The organism is Streptomyces sp. NPDC029152, assembly GCF_055564355.1.
Window position 1 is genome coordinate 94,111 of the sequence record NZ_JBVHWR010000004.1, and the last position, 18,007, is coordinate 112,117.

General features: G+C 74.5%; 12 protein-coding genes and 2 pseudogenes. 7 read left to right on the plus strand and 7 right to left on the minus strand.

All coding sequences use genetic code 11. The features are described 5' to 3' along the window. Both ACZ4V6_RS09880 and ACZ4V6_RS09885 read left to right on the plus strand, forming a co-directional pair. Positions 1 to 2,424, plus strand: coding sequence for a penicillin acylase family protein (locus tag ACZ4V6_RS09880; protein WP_467824567.1), 2,424 nt, complete (start codon positions 1 to 3; stop codon positions 2,422 to 2,424). Positions 2,425 to 2,583: 159 nt separating this feature from the next. Then, complete coding sequence (locus ACZ4V6_RS09885; protein ID WP_467824569.1) at positions 2,584 to 4,359, plus strand: serine hydrolase domain-containing protein; 1,776 nt, start codon at positions 2,584 to 2,586, stop codon at positions 4,357 to 4,359. 21 nt (positions 4,360 to 4,380) lie between these two features. Here ACZ4V6_RS09885 and ACZ4V6_RS09890 read toward each other — a convergent pair whose 3' ends face one another. The 4 genes and pseudogenes from ACZ4V6_RS09890 to ACZ4V6_RS09905 all read right to left on the minus strand — a co-directional run bounded on the left by ACZ4V6_RS09890 (position 4,381) and on the right by ACZ4V6_RS09905 (position 9,349). Next, positions 4,381 to 4,572: a DUF2795 domain-containing protein gene (locus ACZ4V6_RS09890; protein WP_467824571.1), complete on the minus strand. Its 192-nt coding sequence runs from the start codon at positions 4,570 to 4,572 to the stop codon at positions 4,381 to 4,383. Between the two features lie 82 nt (positions 4,573 to 4,654). Continuing rightward, on the minus strand, positions 4,655 to 6,223 hold the full coding sequence (locus ACZ4V6_RS09895; RefSeq protein ID WP_467824573.1) for a phytoene desaturase family protein: 1,569 nt from the start codon (positions 6,221 to 6,223) through the stop codon (positions 4,655 to 4,657). 173 nt (positions 6,224 to 6,396) lie between these two features. Further along, positions 6,397 to 8,625 (minus strand): annotated as a pseudogene (locus ACZ4V6_RS09900) (serine/threonine-protein kinase). Between the two features lie 351 nt (positions 8,626 to 8,976). Further along, positions 8,977 to 9,349 (minus strand): annotated as a pseudogene (locus tag ACZ4V6_RS09905) (four-helix bundle copper-binding protein). A gap of 179 nt (positions 9,350 to 9,528) precedes the next feature. Here ACZ4V6_RS09905 and ACZ4V6_RS09910 point away from each other — a divergent pair. The 3 genes from ACZ4V6_RS09910 to qcrB all read left to right on the plus strand — a co-directional run bounded on the left by ACZ4V6_RS09910 (position 9,529) and on the right by qcrB (position 12,016). Beyond that, positions 9,529 to 9,888 carry a DUF6479 family protein gene (locus ACZ4V6_RS09910; RefSeq protein WP_467824576.1) on the plus strand — a complete coding sequence of 120 codons (360 nt, stop codon included), beginning with the start codon at positions 9,529 to 9,531 and terminating at the stop codon, positions 9,886 to 9,888. Between the two features lie 105 nt (positions 9,889 to 9,993). Then, a complete protein-coding gene (locus tag ACZ4V6_RS09915; RefSeq protein ID WP_467824578.1) occupies positions 9,994 to 10,344 on the plus strand; it encodes a DUF8129 domain-containing protein in 351 nt (116 codons plus the stop codon). Between the two features lie 55 nt (positions 10,345 to 10,399). Then, positions 10,400 to 12,016: a cytochrome bc1 complex cytochrome b subunit gene (qcrB, locus tag ACZ4V6_RS09920; RefSeq protein ID WP_467824579.1), complete on the plus strand. Its 1,617-nt coding sequence runs from the start codon at positions 10,400 to 10,402 to the stop codon at positions 12,014 to 12,016. Here qcrB and ACZ4V6_RS09925 read toward each other — a convergent pair. Genes ACZ4V6_RS09925 through ACZ4V6_RS09935 form a run of 3 tightly spaced genes read right to left on the minus strand, consistent with a single transcriptional unit; the run spans position 11,947 to position 15,296 of the window. Next, complete coding sequence (locus tag ACZ4V6_RS09925) at positions 11,947 to 12,402, minus strand: cytochrome c oxidase subunit 4 (RefSeq protein WP_467824581.1); 456 nt, start codon at positions 12,400 to 12,402, stop codon at positions 11,947 to 11,949. The two genes, qcrB and ACZ4V6_RS09925, sit on opposite strands and share 70 nt — an antisense overlap. After that, a complete protein-coding gene (gene ctaD, locus ACZ4V6_RS09930) occupies positions 12,399 to 14,075 on the minus strand; it encodes an aa3-type cytochrome oxidase subunit I (protein ID WP_467824583.1) in 1,677 nt (558 codons plus the stop codon). The genes ACZ4V6_RS09925 and ctaD overlap by 4 nt, the downstream gene beginning before the upstream one ends. Positions 14,076 to 14,132: 57 nt before the next feature. Beyond that, complete coding sequence (locus ACZ4V6_RS09935) at positions 14,133 to 15,296, minus strand: CaiB/BaiF CoA transferase family protein (protein WP_467824585.1); 1,164 nt, start codon at positions 15,294 to 15,296, stop codon at positions 14,133 to 14,135. A gap of 517 nt (positions 15,297 to 15,813) precedes the next feature. Here ACZ4V6_RS09935 and ACZ4V6_RS09940 point away from each other — a divergent pair. Both ACZ4V6_RS09940 and nrfD read left to right on the plus strand, forming a co-directional pair. Then, a complete protein-coding gene (locus ACZ4V6_RS09940) occupies positions 15,814 to 16,857 on the plus strand; it encodes a 4Fe-4S dicluster domain-containing protein (protein WP_467824588.1) in 1,044 nt (347 codons plus the stop codon). Next, positions 16,854 to 17,894 (plus strand): NrfD/PsrC family molybdoenzyme membrane anchor subunit, encoded by a 1,041-nt coding sequence (nrfD, locus tag ACZ4V6_RS09945; RefSeq protein WP_467824589.1) that lies wholly within the window; start codon positions 16,854 to 16,856, stop codon positions 17,892 to 17,894. Before ACZ4V6_RS09940 ends, nrfD begins: the two co-directional genes overlap by 4 nt. The last annotated feature ends 113 nt before the right edge of the window (positions 17,895 to 18,007 follow it).

The following is an 18,007-nucleotide window of genomic DNA, read 5'->3' on the forward strand; positions in this document are numbered from 1 at the left end:
ATGCGCATCCGCCGGAGACGACTCGTCGTCACGGCCGTCGCCCTGCTCACCGCGGCGACCGCCCTGCCCTCGGCCGCCGCGGACGGCCACTCGGGCGGCCGGGCCGAACGGCCGTCCCACGGCGGCCTGTCCGCCGTCGTCCGGTACACCGAGTACGGCATTCCGCACATCGTCGCGAAGGACTACGCGAACCTCGGCTTCGGCACCGGGTGGGCGCAGGCCGCCGACCAGGTCTGCACCCTGGCCGACGGCTTCGTGACCGTGCGCGGCGAACGCTCCCGCCACTTCGGCCCGGACGCGGCGCCCGACCTCTCCCTCTCCTCCGCCGCCACGAACCTCTCCAGCGACCTGTACTTCTCCGGGGTGCGCCGCGCGGGCACCGTGGAGAGGCTGCTCGCCGAGCCGGCGCCCCGGGGCCCGAGCCGGGACGCCAAGGAGCTGATGCGGGGCTTCGCCGCGGGCTACAACGCCTGGCTGGCACAGAACCGGATCACCGACCCGGCGTGCCGGGGCGCCGCCTGGGTGCGGCCGGTGACCGCGCTGGACGTGGCCGCGCGCGGCTTCGCCCTCTCCGTCCTGGGCGGCCAGGGCCGGGCGGTGGACGGCATCACGGCGGCACGGCCGCCGAGTGCGACGGCCGGGTCCGGTGCCGCGCAGGGCCCCGGCGCCCAGGCGGCCGCCCGTGCCGCCCGGGAGCTCTTCGCCGCCGACGACGCGGACATGGGCTCCAACGCGGTCGCCTTCGGCGCCGGCACCACGGCGAACGGCCGCGGGCTGCTGCTCGGCAACCCTCACTACCCGTGGCAGGGCGGGCGCCGCTTCTGGCAGTCCCAGCAGACGATCCCCGGGCGGCTGAACGTCGCGGGCGCCTCGCTGCTCGGCTCGGCGACCGTGTCCATCGGCCACAACGCGTACGTCGCCTGGAGCCACACCGTCGCCACGGGCGTCACCCTCAACCTGCACCAGCTGACGCTGGATCCGGCCGACCCGACGGCCTACCTGGTCGACGGCAGGCGCGAGCGGATGACGAAGCGGTCCGTCACCGTCGCCGTGAAGAACGGCGCACCGGTGACGAGGACCCAGTGGTGGACCCGGTACGGCCCGGTGGTGACCTCGCTCGGCGCCTCGCTGCCGCTGCCGTGGACGGCGACGACCGCGTACGCGCTGAACGATCCGAACGCCGCCAACCTGCGCGGCTCCGACACCGCCCTCGGCTTCAGCCGGGCCCGCGGCACGGACGACGTGCTGGCCTCCCTGCGCCGCACGCAGGGGCTGCCGTGGGTGAACACGATCGCCGCCGACTCGCGCGGCCACACCCTGTTCACCCAGTCCCAGGTGCTCCCCCGCATCACCGACGACCTCGCCGGGCGCTGCTCCACGCCGCTCGGCAAGGTGACCTACCCGTCCTCGGGGCTGGCGGTGCTGGACGGCTCGCGCGGGGACTGCGCGCCCGGCCGTGACCGGGACGCGGTCCAGCCGGGGATCTTCGGTCCGTCGAGCATGCCCACGCTGAAGGACGCGCCGTACGCGGAGAACTCCAACGACAGCGCCTGGCTGGCCAACGCGGACCGGCCGCTGACCGGTTACGAGCGGATCTTCGGCACGGTCGGCACCCAGCGGTCGATGCGCACGCGCGGCGCGGTCGAGGACGTGGCGGCGATGGCGGACCGGGGCGGGCTGACCGTCCGGGACCTGCAGCGGCAGCAGTTCGCCGACCGGGCGCCCGCCGGGGAGCTGGCCGCGGCCGACGCCGCGAAGGCCTGTGCCGCGCTGCCCGGCTCCACCGCGACCGGCGGCGACGGCCGGTCCGTGGACGTGCGGGAGGCCTGTGACGTGCTCGCCGGCTGGGACCGCACCATGGACGGCGGCAGCCGGGGCGCGCTGCTCTTCGACCGGTTCTGGCGGTCCCTCACCAGGACCGTACCGGCGGGCGAGCTGTGGAAGGTGCCGTTCTCCCCGGCGGACCCGGTCCGCACCCCGCACACGCTGAACACCGGCGCGAAGGGCTTCGCCACCGCCCTCGCGAACGCGGTCGGCGAGCTGCGGGCCGCGGGCATCCCGCTCGACGCGCCGCTCGGGACGCACCAGTTCGTCGTCCGCGACGGCGTGCGCGTCCCCGTCGGCGGCGGCACCGAGTCCCTGGGCGTCTGGAACAAGGTCGAGCCGGTCTGGGACCCGGCGCACGGCGGCTACACCGAGGTGACCACCGGCTCCAGCTACCTCCAGGCCGTCGGCTGGGACGGCGGCCGGTGCCCGGTGGCCCGTACGCTGCTGACCTACTCCCAGTCCTCCGACCCGGGTTCGCCGCACCACGCGGACCAGACCCGGCTGTTCTCCGAGGAGAAGTGGGTGACGTCCCGCTTCTGCGAGCGGGACATCCTGACGTCGCCCGCGCTGCGGATCGTCCGGGTGCGCGAACGCTGAACGGCGCCGTCCCGCGGCCCGTCCGGTGACCCGCCGGGCGGGCCGCGGCCCGTGGGGCTCGCACGACCCATTGACACGACCCGCCGCTGACAGGAAAGTTTCACTCCGCACGGCGATCCGGGAAAGATACTTTCAGCTTCGGCGGCGGGAGGCTCTTCGATGGCCGGTCAGGGGACGAGCGGATTCACGCGGCGGCAACTGGGCGCCGGCGCCCTGGCGCTGGGCGGGGCGCTGGCGATCGCCCCGTTCGCGGCCGGGCCCGCCGAGGCCGTCGCGGACAAGGGCCGCCGCCCCACCCTCGAACGCGGCTCGGCGGAGCGCGCCGGGCTGCTCCGCGGCCACCTGCGGCAACTGGTCACCGACGCCGAGGCGTTCCTCGGCCCCTCCCCCAAGCATCCCTGGTACGCGGGCGCCGTGCTGCTCGCCGGGCGCGGCGGCACGGTGGCGCTGCACGAGCCGATCGGCATGGCGGTGCGCTACCGGGCGTACGACGAGAAGACCGACACCGGCGTCGAGTTCCCGGCCGGGCAGCAGATCCCGATGGCCGAGGACACGGTGTTCGACCTGGCGTCGATCTCCAAGCTGTTCACCTCGCTCCTCGCCGTGCAGCAGATGGAGCGGGGTGCGCTGGAGCTTCGGGCGCCGGTCGCCTCGTACCTGCCGGACTTCGGACGTGCGGGCAAGCAGGAGGTGACGATACGTCAGCTCCTGACCCACACCTCCGGGTTCCGGGCCTGGATCCCCTTGTACAGCGCGCCGACGTACGAGGAGAAGGTCCGGCTCGTCCTCGACGAGGCACCGGTCAGCCCGCCCGGCACCGCGTACCTCTACTCGGACCTGAACATGATCTCGCTCCAGCTGGTGCTGGAGAAGGTCACGGGCCGCACCCTGGACGTCCTGCTGCGCGAGGAGATCACCACCCCGCTGGGCCTGCGCCGCACCCGCTACAACCCGCCCGCCTCCTGGCGGCCGAAGATCGCGGCCACGGAGGACGCCCGCCGGCCCTGGTCCGGTCTCGACCGGGGCCTGGTGTGGGGCGAGGTGCACGACGAGAACGCCTTCGGCCTCGGCGGGGTCGCCGGCCACGCAGGGGTGTTCTCCTGCGCGTGGGACCTGGCGGTGCTCGGCCGCACGCTGCTCAACGGCGGGTCCTACGGGCGGGCGCGCATCCTGCGGCCGGAGTCGGTGGAGCTGATGTTCACCGACTTCAACACCGCCTTCCCCGGCGACGAGCACGGCCTGGGCTTCGAGCTCTACCAGCACTGGTACATGGGCGCCATGGCCACTCCGCGCACCGCCGGGCACACCGGCTTCACGGGCACCTCGCTGGTGCTCGACCCGACGACCGACTCGTTCCTGGTGGTGCTGGGCAACTCCGTCCACCCTGTGCGCAGCTGGCGCTCGGGATCGGCTCCCCGGGTGGCGGCCGGCACGCATCTGGCGCGCGCCGTGCCCGTCCGTCCGGCGCACGGACGCACCGCATGGTTCTCGGGGACGGCGAGTTCCGCGTCGGCGACCCTCGCCCTGCCCGCGCTGGACACGTCCGCCGGAAAGGCCCGGCTGCGCTGCGCGCTGTGGTGGGACACCGAGCCCGGAGCGGACGCGCTCGCCCTGGAGGCCACCACGGACGGCGGCGCCACGTGGCGGCCCGTCCCCTTCACGACCACGCGCCGCGGCGAGGAGCCGCAGCCGCGTCCGGCGGGTTCGGTCGGCGGCTGGTCGGGGCGCGTGTGGCACCGCCTGACGGCGGATCTCCCGGCCGCCCGCGGGCTCGTCCTGCGCTGGCGGTACACCACCGACCGGCTGTACGTGGGCCGCGGGGCGTACGTCGACGGGCTGCGCGTCCGGGCGGCCGGCGGCGTCCTGTTCGACGACGCGCGCCCGGCGGACGCGGCGCGGATCGAAGCGGCGGGGTGGACGCCGTCGGCCGACTAGGGCAGGCCGCGGACGGGTCCGCTACCCGTTGAACACGGCCTTCTGCACCTCGTTCGGCCCGTCGAAGCTGTTCTCCTTCAGGCCGTCGAGGCGGCTGACGACCTTGTCGTCCGCCTTGTTCCTGCGGGCGCAGTCGACGAGCGCCTTCCTGTCCGCCGGGTAGTCCATGCCGCTGAGGGCCTTCTGCAGGTCGATGGGGCTCAGGTCCGCCATGGCAGGCTCCTTGTCACGCTGGTCGCATGTACGGAATTTCCGTCATGTCGCGGTACCCGGCCCGGTCCGGCGCATGCACCGGTCACCCTCCGGTCCGTTCCAGCACGGCCATCGCGGCGTTGTGGCCCGGCACCCCGCTGACCCCTCCTCCGCGCACCGCCCCCGCCCCGCACAGCAGGACGTTGGCCTGCCCCGTCTCCACGCCCCAGCGGCCGGTGCCCTCGGCCGCGTGGGGCCAGGACAGCTCGCGGTGGAAGATGTGGCCGCCGGGCAGCCGGAGGTCGCGGTCCAGGTCCAGCGGCGATCTCGCCTCGACGCAGGGCCGCCCCTCGGCGTCGGTCGCCAGACAGTCCGCGAGGGGTTCGGCCAGGTGGGCGTCGAGCTGGGCGAGTGTCGACTTCAGCAGTTCCTCGCGGACGGCGTCGTTGTCCCGGGCGAAGAGCCGGGCGGGGGTGTGGAGCCCGAACAGGGTGAGGGTGTGCAGGCCCCGCTCGGCGAGGTCGGGGGCGAGGATCGTGGGGTCGGTCAGCGAGTGGCAGTAGATCTCCGAGGGCGGGGCGGCGGGCAGGTCACCGGCCGCGGCCCGCGCGTACGCGCCTGCCAGCTGCTCGTAGCCCTCCGCGATGTGGAAGGTCCCCGCGAAGGCCTCGCGCGGGTCGACCGCGGGGTCGCGCAGCGCCGGCAGGCGCTTCAGCAGCATGTTCACCTTGAGCTGGGCGCCCTCGGCGGGCGGGGGCGGCGCCTGGCCGGTCAGGGCCGCCAGCTCCCGCGGGGAGGCGTTCACCAGGACGTGGCGCGCGACGGCGACGCCCTCGCCGTCCGCCGACCGGTGGGCGACCTCGGCCGTTCTGCCGTCCGTGTCGACGCGCACCGCCTCGTGTCCGGTGGCGAGCACGGCGCCCGCGGCCCGGGCCGCGCCGGCCAGCGCGTCGGTGAGGGCGCCCATGCCGCCGACCGGCACGTCCCAGGCGCCGGTGCCGCCGCCGATCACGTGGTACAGGAAGCAGCGGTTCTGGCTCAGGGCGGGGTCGTGGGCGTCGGCGAAGGTGCCGATCAGCGCGTCGGTGAGGGCCACGCCCCGCACCAGGTCGTCCGCGAAGTGCTCCTCGATCGCGACGCCGATCGGCTCCTCGAACAGCGCCCGCCAGGCGTCCTCGTCGTCGATCCGGCGGCGCAGCTCCTCCCGGGTGGGCAGCGGCTCGGTGAGGGTCGGGAAGACCCGCTGGGCGACGTGGCCGGTCATGCCGTAGAACCTCCGCCAGGCCGCGTACTCCCGGTCCGAGCCGGTGAGCGCGGCGAACGACTCCCGGGTGCGCCGCTCGCCCCCGCCGACGAGCAGTCCGGTGGGCCGGCCGTCCCGGTGGACCGGCGTGTACGAGGAGACGGTGCGGCCGCGCACCCGGAAGCCGAGGCCGAGGTCGCGCACGATCTTCCGGGGCAGCAGGCTGACCAGGTACGAGTACCGGGACAGCCGCGCGTCGACCCCGGCGAACGGCCGGGTGGACACGGCCGCGCCCCCGGTGTGGCCGAGCCGCTCCAGCACCAGCACGGAGCGCCCGGCGCGGGCCAGGTAGGCGGCGGCGACCAGCCCGTTGTGGCCGCCGCCGACGATGACGGCGTCGTAGGCGCGGGATGCGCGGGGTGGGGTCATGGCTCTTGGTAGCACGTGGTGATCCCGGGGTGCCAGGGGTGGACCGGGGCGGCCGGTGCCCGGGCGTTCCCGGGCGGACGGCGCGGCGCGGCCTCCGGACCGGCGCGCTGCGCACCACGGCCGGCAGGCCGCAGGGGCAGGCGGCAAGCGGCAGGCGGCAGGCGGCAGGCGGCTCAGCCGGACCCGGCCCGTCGGAGGACCGCCGCCCTGCGGTAGAGCTCCACCGCCTCCGGCGCCCGGCCCAGCCGCTCCAGGCAGTGCGCCTCGTCGTCACGGCTCGCGAGGGTGTCGGGGTGGTCGGGCCCGAGGACGCGTTCCCGGGCGGCCGCGACCTCGCGGTACTCGGTCAGGGCGGCGGACCAGCGGCCCAGCCAGCCGAGGCCCACGGCGACCTCCCGGCGGCTGACCAGGGTGTCGGGGTGGTCGGGCCCGAGGACCCGCTCGCGGATCGCCCGGACCTCGCGCGCCGTCGTGAGCGCCTCCTCTCAGCGGCCGAGGCGCCCGAGGTTGACCCCGAGGCCGTGCCGGGCGCGCAGGGTCTCGGGATGCTCGGGGCCCTGGACGCGGGTGCGGTCGCCGATCAGCGCGGCGTAGAGCGTCAGCGCCTCGGCGCTGCGCCCGAGGCGGCCGAGGCAGATGCCCGACTCGTAGCGGGCGGCGAGGGTGTCGGGGTGGTCCGGGCCGAGGGCCCGGGCACGGGCGTCGGCGACCTCGCGGTAGGTCTCGAGGGCTTCCCGCCAGCGGCCGAGCCGGCCGAGCGCGTAGGCCACCTCGTAGCGGGTGACCAGGGTGTCGGGGTGATCGGGCCCGAGGATCCGGGCGCGGGCCCCGGCGACCTCGCGGGCCATGCGGTGGGCGTCCTCGGGGCGGCCGAGCCGGCCGAGGTTGAAGGCGAGGTTGTGACGGCAGCGCAGGGTGTCGGGGTGATCGGCGCCCATGGTGCGCTCCCGGGCGGCGAGCACGGCCGTGTAGACCTGGTGGGCGTCGGCGTACCGGCCCAGCCTGCCCAGGACGTACGCCATCTCCTGGCGCACGGCGAGCGTGTCGGCGTGGTCGGCGCCCAGGGTCCGGATCCGTGCCTCGGCCACGCGTTTGTACGCGCGCAGCGCGTCGGCGGCGCGGCCGGTGCGGCTGAGGGTGAAGGCGATCTCGTAGCGGCTGGCGAGGGTGTCGGGATGGTCGGGGCCCAGCAGGCGCTCGCGTTCGCCGGCCACGGCCCGGTGCAGCCGCGCCGCCTCCTTCCAGCGGCCGAGCCGGCCGAGGCTCAGCGCGGCGTCGTGCCGTTCGGCCAGCGCGGTCAGGGCCTCCGGCACCGGGCCGGGCCGCTCGCCGGGCGCGGGTGCCGCCGCCTCGTCACCGGCGGGGCGCGGGCCCCCGTCCCCGGACGGCCCTGCCGCGGGCTCCGGGGGCGTGGGGCACGGCCCGGTGCCGGCCGCCTCGGGCCCGGGGGCCGTGCCGTGGGACCAGGACGGCGGGGCGGCCCCGCCCCCGACCGGTTCCGGCGTCCGCGCGGCGGCCCGGAGCGCCACCACGGCCGGCGCGTACCCCGGCGCCGCGTGGTGCGCGGTGAGCCGGCGGACCACTTCGCGGGCGTCCTGCGGCCGCTGCCCGGGCTGTTTGGCCAGCAGGTCCAGGACGAGCCGCTCCAGGTGCCCGGGCAGTTCGGGGCGGTGCCGGCGCGGCGGCTCGGGCTCGGTGTCGCGGTGGCCGACGAGGACGGCCCACGCGTCGTCGAGGTCGAAGGGCGGGACGCCGGTGGCGATCTCGTAGAGCACGCAGCCCAGCGAGTACAGGTCACTGCGCCGGTCGACCTCGTCGCCGCCGATCTGCTCGGGCGACATGTAGTGCGGGGTGCCCATGGCGATGCCGGTGCCGGTCAGGCGGGCGGTGAACCCGACGTCGTGGCCGAGCCTGGCGATGCCGAAGTCGCAGATCTTCACGGTGCCGTCGGCCAGGCGCACGATGTTGGCGGGTTTCAGGTCACGGTGCACGATGCCCTGTTCGTGCGTGTGGGCGAGCGCGGCGGCGACCTGTTCGGCGATGTCCAGGACGTCGGCGACCGGCAGCGGGTGGTGCCTGTTGTCCTCCAGCAGCCGGCTGAGGTCGCGGCCCTCCAGCAGTTCCATGACCAGGAAGAGCACGCCGTCGTACTCGCCGAAGTCGTGCACGACGGTCACCCCGCGGTGCTGGAGCGCGGCGGCCACCCGGGCCTCGCGCCGGAACCGCTCCCGCAGCACGCGGGTGAAGGACTGGTCGTGCTGCGTGCCCAGTGGCTTGAGGCACTTCACCGCGACGCGCCGTCCCAGCGACTCGTCCCGCGCCCGCCACACCTCGCCCATGCCGCCGCGCCCGATCCGGTCGAGCAACCGGTACCGGCCCTGGATCAGCGTGCTCTCCCCCATCACCGCACCCGCCCCCGTGGTTCAGTCCGCCCCGCCCTCCCCTGGCCGGTCCAGTATGACGGCTCATGACCCGGGTTTGTACGGTGCCGGACCCGTGCCCGGCCGGGTCGGGCCGGGGGCGTTTGGAACGGGGCGCGGGCCGCGGACGTGCGGGAACCCGTGCGGTCCGACCGCCGGGGCACGCGGCCGGCGGGTGGCGGTGGCGGGTGCGGGAGCCGGCCCGCCGTAGCGCCCGTGGCCGCACGGGCGCAGGTGCGGGTACGCCGGATGCGGCAGGCGGCAGGCCGTCAGGCCGCGTACGGGGCCGGGGCGGGGCGCCCCGCGGCACCGGGTCCGTGCCGTCCGGGCGGCTCAGCGCAGCGTGGCGAGGAACTCTCCGCAGGCCCGGGCGCAGGCCCGGCACGCCTCGGCGCTGTCCTCGGCGCCCGGCTGCTTGTCGAAGACGTGCGCTCTCCAGGCACACCTGCATGCACCACTCCAGCTGGACGCGGATCGCGGTCTCGTCCACCTGGTTCTGCTCGGACAGCACCCGGCAGGTGGCGTCGCACACCTCCGCGCACATGATGCCCTTGCGCCGTACGAGTTCCTGGTGCTCGGTCCCGTCCGGGTCCACCAGGCTCGCCCGCAGCGCGCACGCCCGTGCGCACTCGGTGCACGCCTGTGCGCATGCGAAGCGGTCCTCCAGGAAGCGGAACAGTTCCTGCTGGGAAGTCGTCGATGTCACACCGCGCGGGTTGCCGCCGTGACCGGCGCCAAACCCCCGCAGGCCCGTGTTCCCAAGGGGTGTGGCCCGTTTTTCCCGGTGCGTCGCCGGGCCTCCGACGACGCGCCGGAGGCGGGGACCCGACGGCGCGCGGTCGAGCCGGCCTGCTTGTCCGGGTCCGCCGGGGGTACCCGCGCTCCATGACTAGCGCAACGATGGACATGGCCGCGGGCTCCGGCGCCGCCGGCGTCTGGCTGGTGGTGGCGGCCGTCGTGGTGGTGGCGGTACTGATCGGCGCCTTCGTCTTCGGCAGCCGCTTGAAGCGCAGGGAGCCCCCGCCGCCCCTCCCCGAGGAGCAGCCCCGCATGCCGGAGGGCGGACCCGTCCGCGAGGTCCTGGAGAACCGGGAGCCCGAGGAGATGCCCAGGAGCGACGACCGGACGCTGCCGCACGAGCTCCGGCACCAGGGCAGCCGCACCGCGTCCGGTCAGGACCGGCCGCGGTGGGACGAGGGCACCAGCGGTTCGTTCGGCGGCGGCGGCCCGGGGGGTGCGCGCTGACCCGTCCGCCGTCCCGTCCCACGGGGCCCGGCACGGCTTCGAAGGGGCCCGGGCGCATCCTGACACCGCCGCGCCCGGGCCGTCGTACAGAGGGAAGTGAGAACCATGACGGATCCCGCCCGCGACACCCTGCCGCTGCCCGACTACGACCACCTGCCGATCGGCGGTCTGGAGAGCCGCATCCGGTCGCTGGACGTGGACCAGGTGGAGGAACTGCTGGCGTACGAACGCTCGCACGCCGACCGCGTTCCGGTGACGGAGCTGCTGGCCACCCGTCTGGAGCAGTTGAAGTCCGGTGCCGAGCCGTCCTCGGGCGACCCCGGCGCGCTGCGCCCGGAGCAGGGCCAGGGCCACAAGGGCTCTCCCGTGACGCCGGCGACCTCCCCCCAGCCGTTCGGCCCGCCCCCGCACGGCACGCCGGACCAGCGGGGCAAGCCGAAGGGGGACCGTACGTGACGCCGCGGTGACACGGAGGTAGTTTCCGGCACGGACACCGGGGAACCCATGCGCCGTGCTGTCGAAGAGGAGAAGGGCCCGCGCCGGAGCGCGGGCCCGCCACGCGGCCGAACGCACCGCCGACTGGGCCGACGGACGGCTGCCCGTGTCCGAGGGCGGGGGGCTGCTGCGCAAGGCCTTCCCCGAGCACTGGTCCTTCCTGCTGGGCGAGATCGCCCTCTACAGCTTCGTCGTCCTGCTGCTGACCGGGGTCTGGCTGACCCTCTTCTTCCATCCGTCGATGACGGAGATCGACTACGCCGGCTCCTACCGGCCGCTGCTCGGGGTGCGCATGTCGGAGGCGTACCGCTCGACGCTGGACATCAGTTTCGACGTGCGCGGCGGGCTGCTGATCCGGCAGCTGCACCACTGGGCGGCCCTGGTGTTCCTGTCGGCCATCGGGGTGCACCTGCTGCGGATCTTCTTCACGGGCGCGTTCCGCCGTCCGCGTGAGGTCAACTGGCTGATCGGCGTCACGCTGTTCCTGCTGGCGCTCGCCGAGGGCTTCGCCGGCTACTCGCTCCCCGACGACCTGCTGTCCGGGACGGGGCTGCGCATCGCGCAGGGCATCATGCTGTCCGTCCCCGTGGTGGGGACGTACGTCAGCATGTTCGTGTTCGGCGGCCAGTACCCCGGCCACGACTTCGTCCCGCGGTTGTACTCGGTGCACATCCTGCTGATCCCGGGGCTGCTGCTGGCGCTCGTCACCCTCCACCTCGTGCTGGTCTTCTACCTGAAGCACACCCAGTGGGCGGGCCGGGGCCGCACCGGCCGCAACGTCGTCGGCAAGCCGCTCTTCCCGCAGTTCGCGGCGAGTTCGACCGGCCTGTTCCTCATGGTGTCCGGGGTCCTGACGGTGCTCGCGGCGGTGGCGCAGGTCAACCCCGTCTGGACGTACGGCCCCTACCGCACCGACGTCGTCTCGACGGGCTCGCAGCCGGACTGGTACGTCGGCTTCCTGGAGGGCTCGCTGCGCCTGATGCCGCCCTTCGAGACGGTGGTGGCCGGGCACACCCTGATGTGGAACGTGCTGGTCCCGGCGGTGCTCCTGCCGCTCCTCCTGTTCGCCGTGCTGTACGCGTACCCGTTCTTCGAGCGGTGGGTGACGGGGGACCACGAGGAGCACCACCTGTGCGACCGGCCCCGGGACAAGCCGGTGCGGACCGGTCTGGGAGTCGCCGGGAGCGTCTTCTACGCGGTGCTGCTCGCCGCGGGCGGCAACGACATCATCGCCCACACGTTCGACGTCTCGCTGAACCTGCTGACGTGGGTGTTCCGGATCTCCCTGGTGGTGCTGCCGCCGGCCGCCTTCATGGTGACCAAGCGGGTCTGCCTGGCGATGCAGGAGTCGGACCGCGAACGGCTGGCCGAGGGCGAGGAGACGGGCGAGCTGCGGCAGACCCTCGCGGGCGGTTACGCCGAGAGCCACGAGCCGCTCGACGCCGAGGAACGGCACGTACTGCGGTCCCGGAGGGAACCCGAGCCGCTCGCGCGGACCGTGCCTGAGGCCGAGGCCGAGGCACCGCACGTCGGACGGCTGCGGGCGACGCTCAGCGAGTGGTACTACGGGGACCGGGTCGACGCCGAGGAGCCGGAGCGGGAGCCTTCCCCCTCGGGCGGGCTGGAGCGCTGAACGCCCCGGCGGGCGTACTGGAAGACCAGCCCGGAGACGGCGAAGGCGACCACCCCGAAGCCGATCAGGGCGAGCCACAGGCCGTAGACGATGCCGAGGGCGAGGACGACGGCGCCCAGCGCGATCGTGATCGGCCAGGGGCTGTGCGGCGGGAAGAAGTCCAGCGGCCCCGCGGAGTCGGCGACCTCGGCGTCGTCGAGGTCCTGGGCCCGCGGACCGCGTTTGTGGTGCTGCACGCGGAAGAAGAACGCGACGAGCGAGGCCATCAGGAAGGCGATGGTCAGGGCGGCGGTGCCGGCGGGCTCCGTCGACCACCAGCCGTAGAGAACGGCGGCGCTGCCGAAGAAGACGGCCACACCGGTGAACAGCCGGGACTCGGTCCTCACTGCACGTGCCTCTGGTCGTGTCGGGTGATATCGGGGTGGTGCAGGTCGAACGCCGGGGACTCGGAGCGCACCCGGGGCAGCGACGTGAAGTTGTGGCGCGGGGGCGGGCAGGAGGTGGCCCATTCGAGGGAACGGCCGTAGCCCCAGGGGTCGTCGTGCTCCACCCGGACGCCGTACTGGTGGGTGCGCCAGACGTTGTAGAGGAACGGCAGCGTGGACAGGCCCAGCAGGAAGGCGCCGACGGAGCTGACGGTGTTGAGGGCGGTGAAGCCGTCCGCGGCCAGGTAGTCGGCGTAGCGGCGCGGCATGCCCTGCTCGCCGAGCCAGTGCTGGACGAGGAACGTGGTCTGGAAGCCGACGAAGAGCGTCCAGAAGTGGATCCTCCCGAGGCGTTCGTCGAGGAGCTTGCCGGTGAACTTGGGCCACCAGAAGTAGAAGCCGGCGAACATCGCGAACACGACCGTGCCGAACAGCACGTAGTGCAGATGGGCGACGATGAAGTACGAGTCCGTCAGGTGGAAGTCCAGGGGCGGTGAGGCGATGAGGACGCCGCTCATGCCGCCGAGCAGGAACGTCACCAGGAAGCCGCACGACCACAGCATGGGTGTCTCGAAGGACAGCGAGCCGCGGATCATCGTGCCGATCCAGTTGAAGAACTTCACGCCCGTGGGCACCGCGATCAGGAACGACATCACCGAGAAGAACGGCAGCAGCACGGCCCCGGTGGCGAACATGTGGTGGGCCCACACCACCGCGGAGAGCATGGTGATGGCGATGGTGGCGCCGATCAGGCTGACGTAGCCGAAGATCGGCTTGCGGCTGAACACCGGGATGATCTCGGAGACGATGCCGAAGAACGGCAGCGCGACGATGTACACCTCGGGGTGCCCGAAGAACCAGAACAGGTGCTGCCACAGCAGCGCCCCGCCGTTCGCGGGGTCGTAGATGTGCGCGCCGAACTTCCGGTCGGCCTCCAGCGCGAACAGGGCGGCCGTGAGCACGGGGAAGGCGGGCAGCACCAGGATCGACGTGAACAGCACGTTCCAGGTGAAGATCGGCATCCGGAACATGGTCATGCCGGGCGCGCGCAGGCACACGATGGTGGTGATGAAGTTGACCGCGCTGAGCGTGGTCGACACACCGCTCACCACCAGGCCCATGGTCCACAGGTCGCCGCCCGGCCCCGGGGTGAACGTGGCGCTGTTCAGCGGCGCGTAGGCGAACCATCCGAAGGAGGCCGCCCCCTGCGGGGTCAGGAATCCGGACACCACCATCAGGCCGCCGAACAGGTACATCCAGTACGACAGCGCGTTGAGCCGGGGGAACGCCATGTCGGGGGCGCCGATCTGCAGCGGCATGACGGCGTTGGTGAACCCGGCGAACAAAGGGGTCGCGAACAGCAGCATCATGACGGTGCCGTGCACGGTGAAGAGCTGGTTGTACTGCTCGGCGGAGAACAGCTGCAGCCCCGGGCGGGCGAGTTCGGTGCGCATCAGCATGGCCAGCACGCCGCCGAAGAGGAAGAAACCGAACGACGTGGTCATGTAGAGGTTCCCGATCACCTTGTGGTCGGTCGTCCTCGCCCACCGCGCCAGCGCCCGTCCGAGGGTGCGGTTCGTCCGCTGCCGCGCCGGCGTCCGGCGCGGCGGCCCGGTCCTTCTGTCCACCGCCATGCGGCGGAGGGTACCCAGGGGCCCGGGCGCCAGACGCACGGCCACGCCGAGGCGCCGTCAGGCATCGCGCCCTTCGTCGGCGCGGAACACCTCATCGGTGTGTTCGCCCAGCTCAGGCGGTGCGAGCCGGTACTGCGCCGGCGTGGCCCCGAGACGGATCGGGTGGGCCACCTGGCGGGTGCCCCCGACGTCCACGACGGCCTCGACGCCCAGCCGTTCGGCGTAGGCGAAGGCCTCGTCGAGGGCGTTGACCGGCCCGGCCGGCACCCCGGCGGCGGGCAGGACGCCGGCCCAGTGGTCGGCGGTGCGGGTGCGCAGCGGCTCCTGGAGGAGCGGGCGGAGTTCGCTCCGGTGGGCGACGCGGCCGGGATTGGTGCGGAACCGCTCGTCCTCGGCGAGTTCCGGACGTCCCAGCAGCGCGGCCAGCGCGGCGAACTGCCGGTCGTTGCCGACCGCGAGGGCGATCGGACGGTCCGCCGTGGGGAAGGTCTCGTACGGGGCGATGCTCGGATGGGCGTTGCCGAGCCGTCCCGGGACGACGCCGGCGGACACGTAACCGGAGGACTGGTTGGCCATCGCCGACAGCAGCGAACCGAGCAGGCTGACCTCGACGAGCTGTCCCCGGCCGGTCCGCTCCCGGTGGCGCAGCGCGGCCAGGATGCCGACGACCGCGTGCAGCCCGGTGATGACGTCGACGAGGGCGACGCCGGTCTTGAGGGGCTCCCCGTCGGGTTCCCCCGTGACGCTCATCAGCCCGCCCACCGCCTGCACCAGGAGGTCGTAGCCGGGCAGTGCCGCCCCGGCGCCGGTGCCGAAGCCGGTGACGGAGCAGTAGACGAGCCGCGGGTCGGCGGCGAGGAGTTCCCCGGGGCCGAGCCCGAGCTTCTCCATGGTGCCGGGGCGGAAGTTCTCCACCACGACGTCCGAGCGGGCGATCAGCGTGCGGGCCCGCTCGCGTCCCTCGTCGGTGGTCAGGTCGAGGGCGACGGACCGCTTGTTGCGGTTGACGCCCAGGAAGTACGTGGAGGTCCCGCGGGCGTCGACGGGCGGACGCCAGGCCCGGGTGTCGTCGCCGGTGCCGGGCCGTTCCACCTTGACGACCTCGGCGCCCAGGTCGGCGAGGAGCATCGTGGCGTACGGCCCGGCCAGCACGCGGGAGAAGTCCGCGATCCGCACGCCCCGCAGCGCCCGGGGGTCGTCCGTGTGGTGGTTCGTCGGCATGTCCGGGCTCCTCGTCGTCTCCGCTTCCCTCACGCCGGACACGGTGCCACCTGCGCATGGTCCGCCGACAGGGGGTGCGACCGCCGTGCGCGGGCAGTCGTCGCCGGACCGGCCGGCCGCCGGGCTGCTCCACGGTCGCCTGCGCGCTCCCCCGTTCCGGGTCCTGGCGCAGCCGGGCGCCGTAACGGGCGCTCGTCGTCGGCCACGGGGCCGGGCACTTCCCGGGCCACGGCCGCGGGGGCCGCCCCGGCCCGGGACGGCCCGCGCCGGTGATGACGCGGCAGGCCGAGGGGTTCCAGGGCCGCACCACCGACGTCCGGCCCCACGACGACGGCCGGCGCGGCACCGGCCCCCGGCGCCGCCCGACGCGCGCCCGCTCGCCGTCCCGGGCCCGGGAGCTCCCGTCGGCCGCTTCGGACGCGCGCGCCCCGGGCACCCGTGCCAGGCTCGGGAGGGCACCGAGCCACCCAGGCTGAGGAACCGGACGCCGCGAACGGCAGGGGCGTGGAGGTACGGCATGACCGAGGAGAACGCCGGCGCCGCCCGGACCGGCGGACGCGCGGCCCGCGCCCACCGGATCTCCGGACCGCAGCCGGACGTGGCGGCCGCGGCAGGTCACCCCGACCCCCCGCCCCGCGTCGGCTTCTTCACCGACACCTCCGTGTGCATCGGCTGCAAGGCCTGCGAGGTGGCCTGCAAGGAATGGAACGCCGTGCCGGAGGACGGTCTGCTGTTCACCGGCACGTCCTACGACAACACGCAGGGGCTCGGCGCCGACACCTGGCGGCACGTCGCCTTCATCGAGCAGCGCAAGCCGCTCGGCGGCCAGGAGCCGGGGACCGGTCACGGGGACGTGGACGTGTTCGAGTCCGCCCGGAGCCTGGGCACCTCGCCCTCCTCCCCCGGCCCCGGTGCCACCAGCCCCCCGCCGGGCCGGGCGCCCTCGGGGGCCCCGGCCGGCGGCATCTCCCCCGTGGCACCGGACGGACGCACCGAGCTGCGCTGGCTCATGGCCTCCGACGTGTGCAAGCACTGCACCCACGCCGCGTGTCTGGACGTGTGCCCCACCGGTTCCCTGTTCCGCACCGAGTTCGGCACGGTGGTCGTGCAGGAGGACGTCTGCAACGGCTGCGGCTACTGCGTGCCCGCCTGCCCGTACGGCGTCATCGACCAGCGCGAGGACGACGGACGCGCCTGGAAGTGCACGCTGTGCTACGACCGGCTCGGCGTCGGCATGGAACCGGCCTGCGCGAAGGCGTGCCCGACCGACTCCATCCAGTTCGGCCCGCTGGACGAGCTGCGGGAGCGGGCGGCGGCCCGGGTCGCGCACCTGCACGCGGCCGGGGTGACCGACGCCCGGTTGTACGGCGAGAGCCCGGACGACGGCGTGGGCGGCGACGGCGCCTTCTTCCTGCTGCTGGACGAACCGGAGGTGTACGGGCTGCCGCCCGATCCGGTGGTCACCACCCAGGACCTGCCCGCGATGTGGCGGCACGCGGCGGCGGCCGCCGCCGCGCTGGCCGCGATGGCCGCCGTGAGCTTCGCCGGGAGGCCCCGATGAGCGGTTCGGACGTCACCCGCGACGGTGTCCGGGGCGCGCTGCCCGGGCGGGACGCTCCGACGGGAGCGCACGCCGGGCGTCGCCGCCGTCGCCGTGGACGCGGTGAGCAACCGATGGTGCCGGACGCCGAGTTCTCCTCGTACTACGGCAGGCCGGTGCTGAACAAGCCGAGGTGGGCGGCCCTCGACATCGCGGGCTACCTCTGGCTGGGCGGGCTCGCGGGCGCGTCGTCCCTGCTGGCGGCCGGCGGGCACGCCACGGGGCGTCCGGCGCTGGCGCGGACGGCGAAGCTGGGAGCGGCGGGCGCCGTCTCGCTGTCGCTGGGCGCGCTCGTGCACGACCTGGGCCGGCCCGCCCGGTTCCTCAACATGCTGCGCGTCTTCAAGCCCACCTCGCCGATGAACGTGGGGTCCTGGCTGCTGGCCGGTTACGCCCCGCTCACCCTGGCCGCCGTGGCGGCCGACGTGACCGGCCGCTGCCGGCCGGCCGGGGCCGCCGCCACGGCGGCGGCCTCCTTGCTCGGCCCGGCGGTCGCCACGTACACCGCCGTGCTGGTCTCGGACACCGCGGTGCCCTCCTGGCACGAGGGCCACCGGGAGCTGCCGTACGTCTTCGCCGGTTCGGCGGCGACCGCGGCGGCGGGGCTGGCGCTGGCCGGCGTGCCGGTGGCGCAGACGGGGCCCGCGCGCCGGGCGGCGGTGCTCGGCGCGGCACTGGAACTGGGCGTCTTCCGGCTGATGAAACGGCGGATGGGCATGGTGGCCGAGCCGTTCGAGCGCGGCAGGGCGCGCGCCCTGCTGCGCGGGGCGGAGGCCCTGACGGCCGGTGGTGCCGCGCTGGCGGCCGTGGCGGGTCGTCGCCGTGGGACGGCCGCGGTGGCCGGGGCGGCGCTGCTGGCCGGTTCCGCGGCCCTGCGGTTCGGCGTGTTCCACGCCGGGGTGGCCTCGGCGGAGGACCCGAAGTACACCGTCGTACCGCAGCGGGAGCGACTCGCGCGCGGCGCGCATCGCACGGACGGCACGGACGGCACGGGCTGACCGGTCCGCGCCGTGTGCGGGAACCGCCGTCCGCCGGACGGCGCCGCAAGGAGATTGAACCGCCGGAGACGGGACACCCGGGCCGGCGGAACGCACCGAGAGAGGTCCGGAGG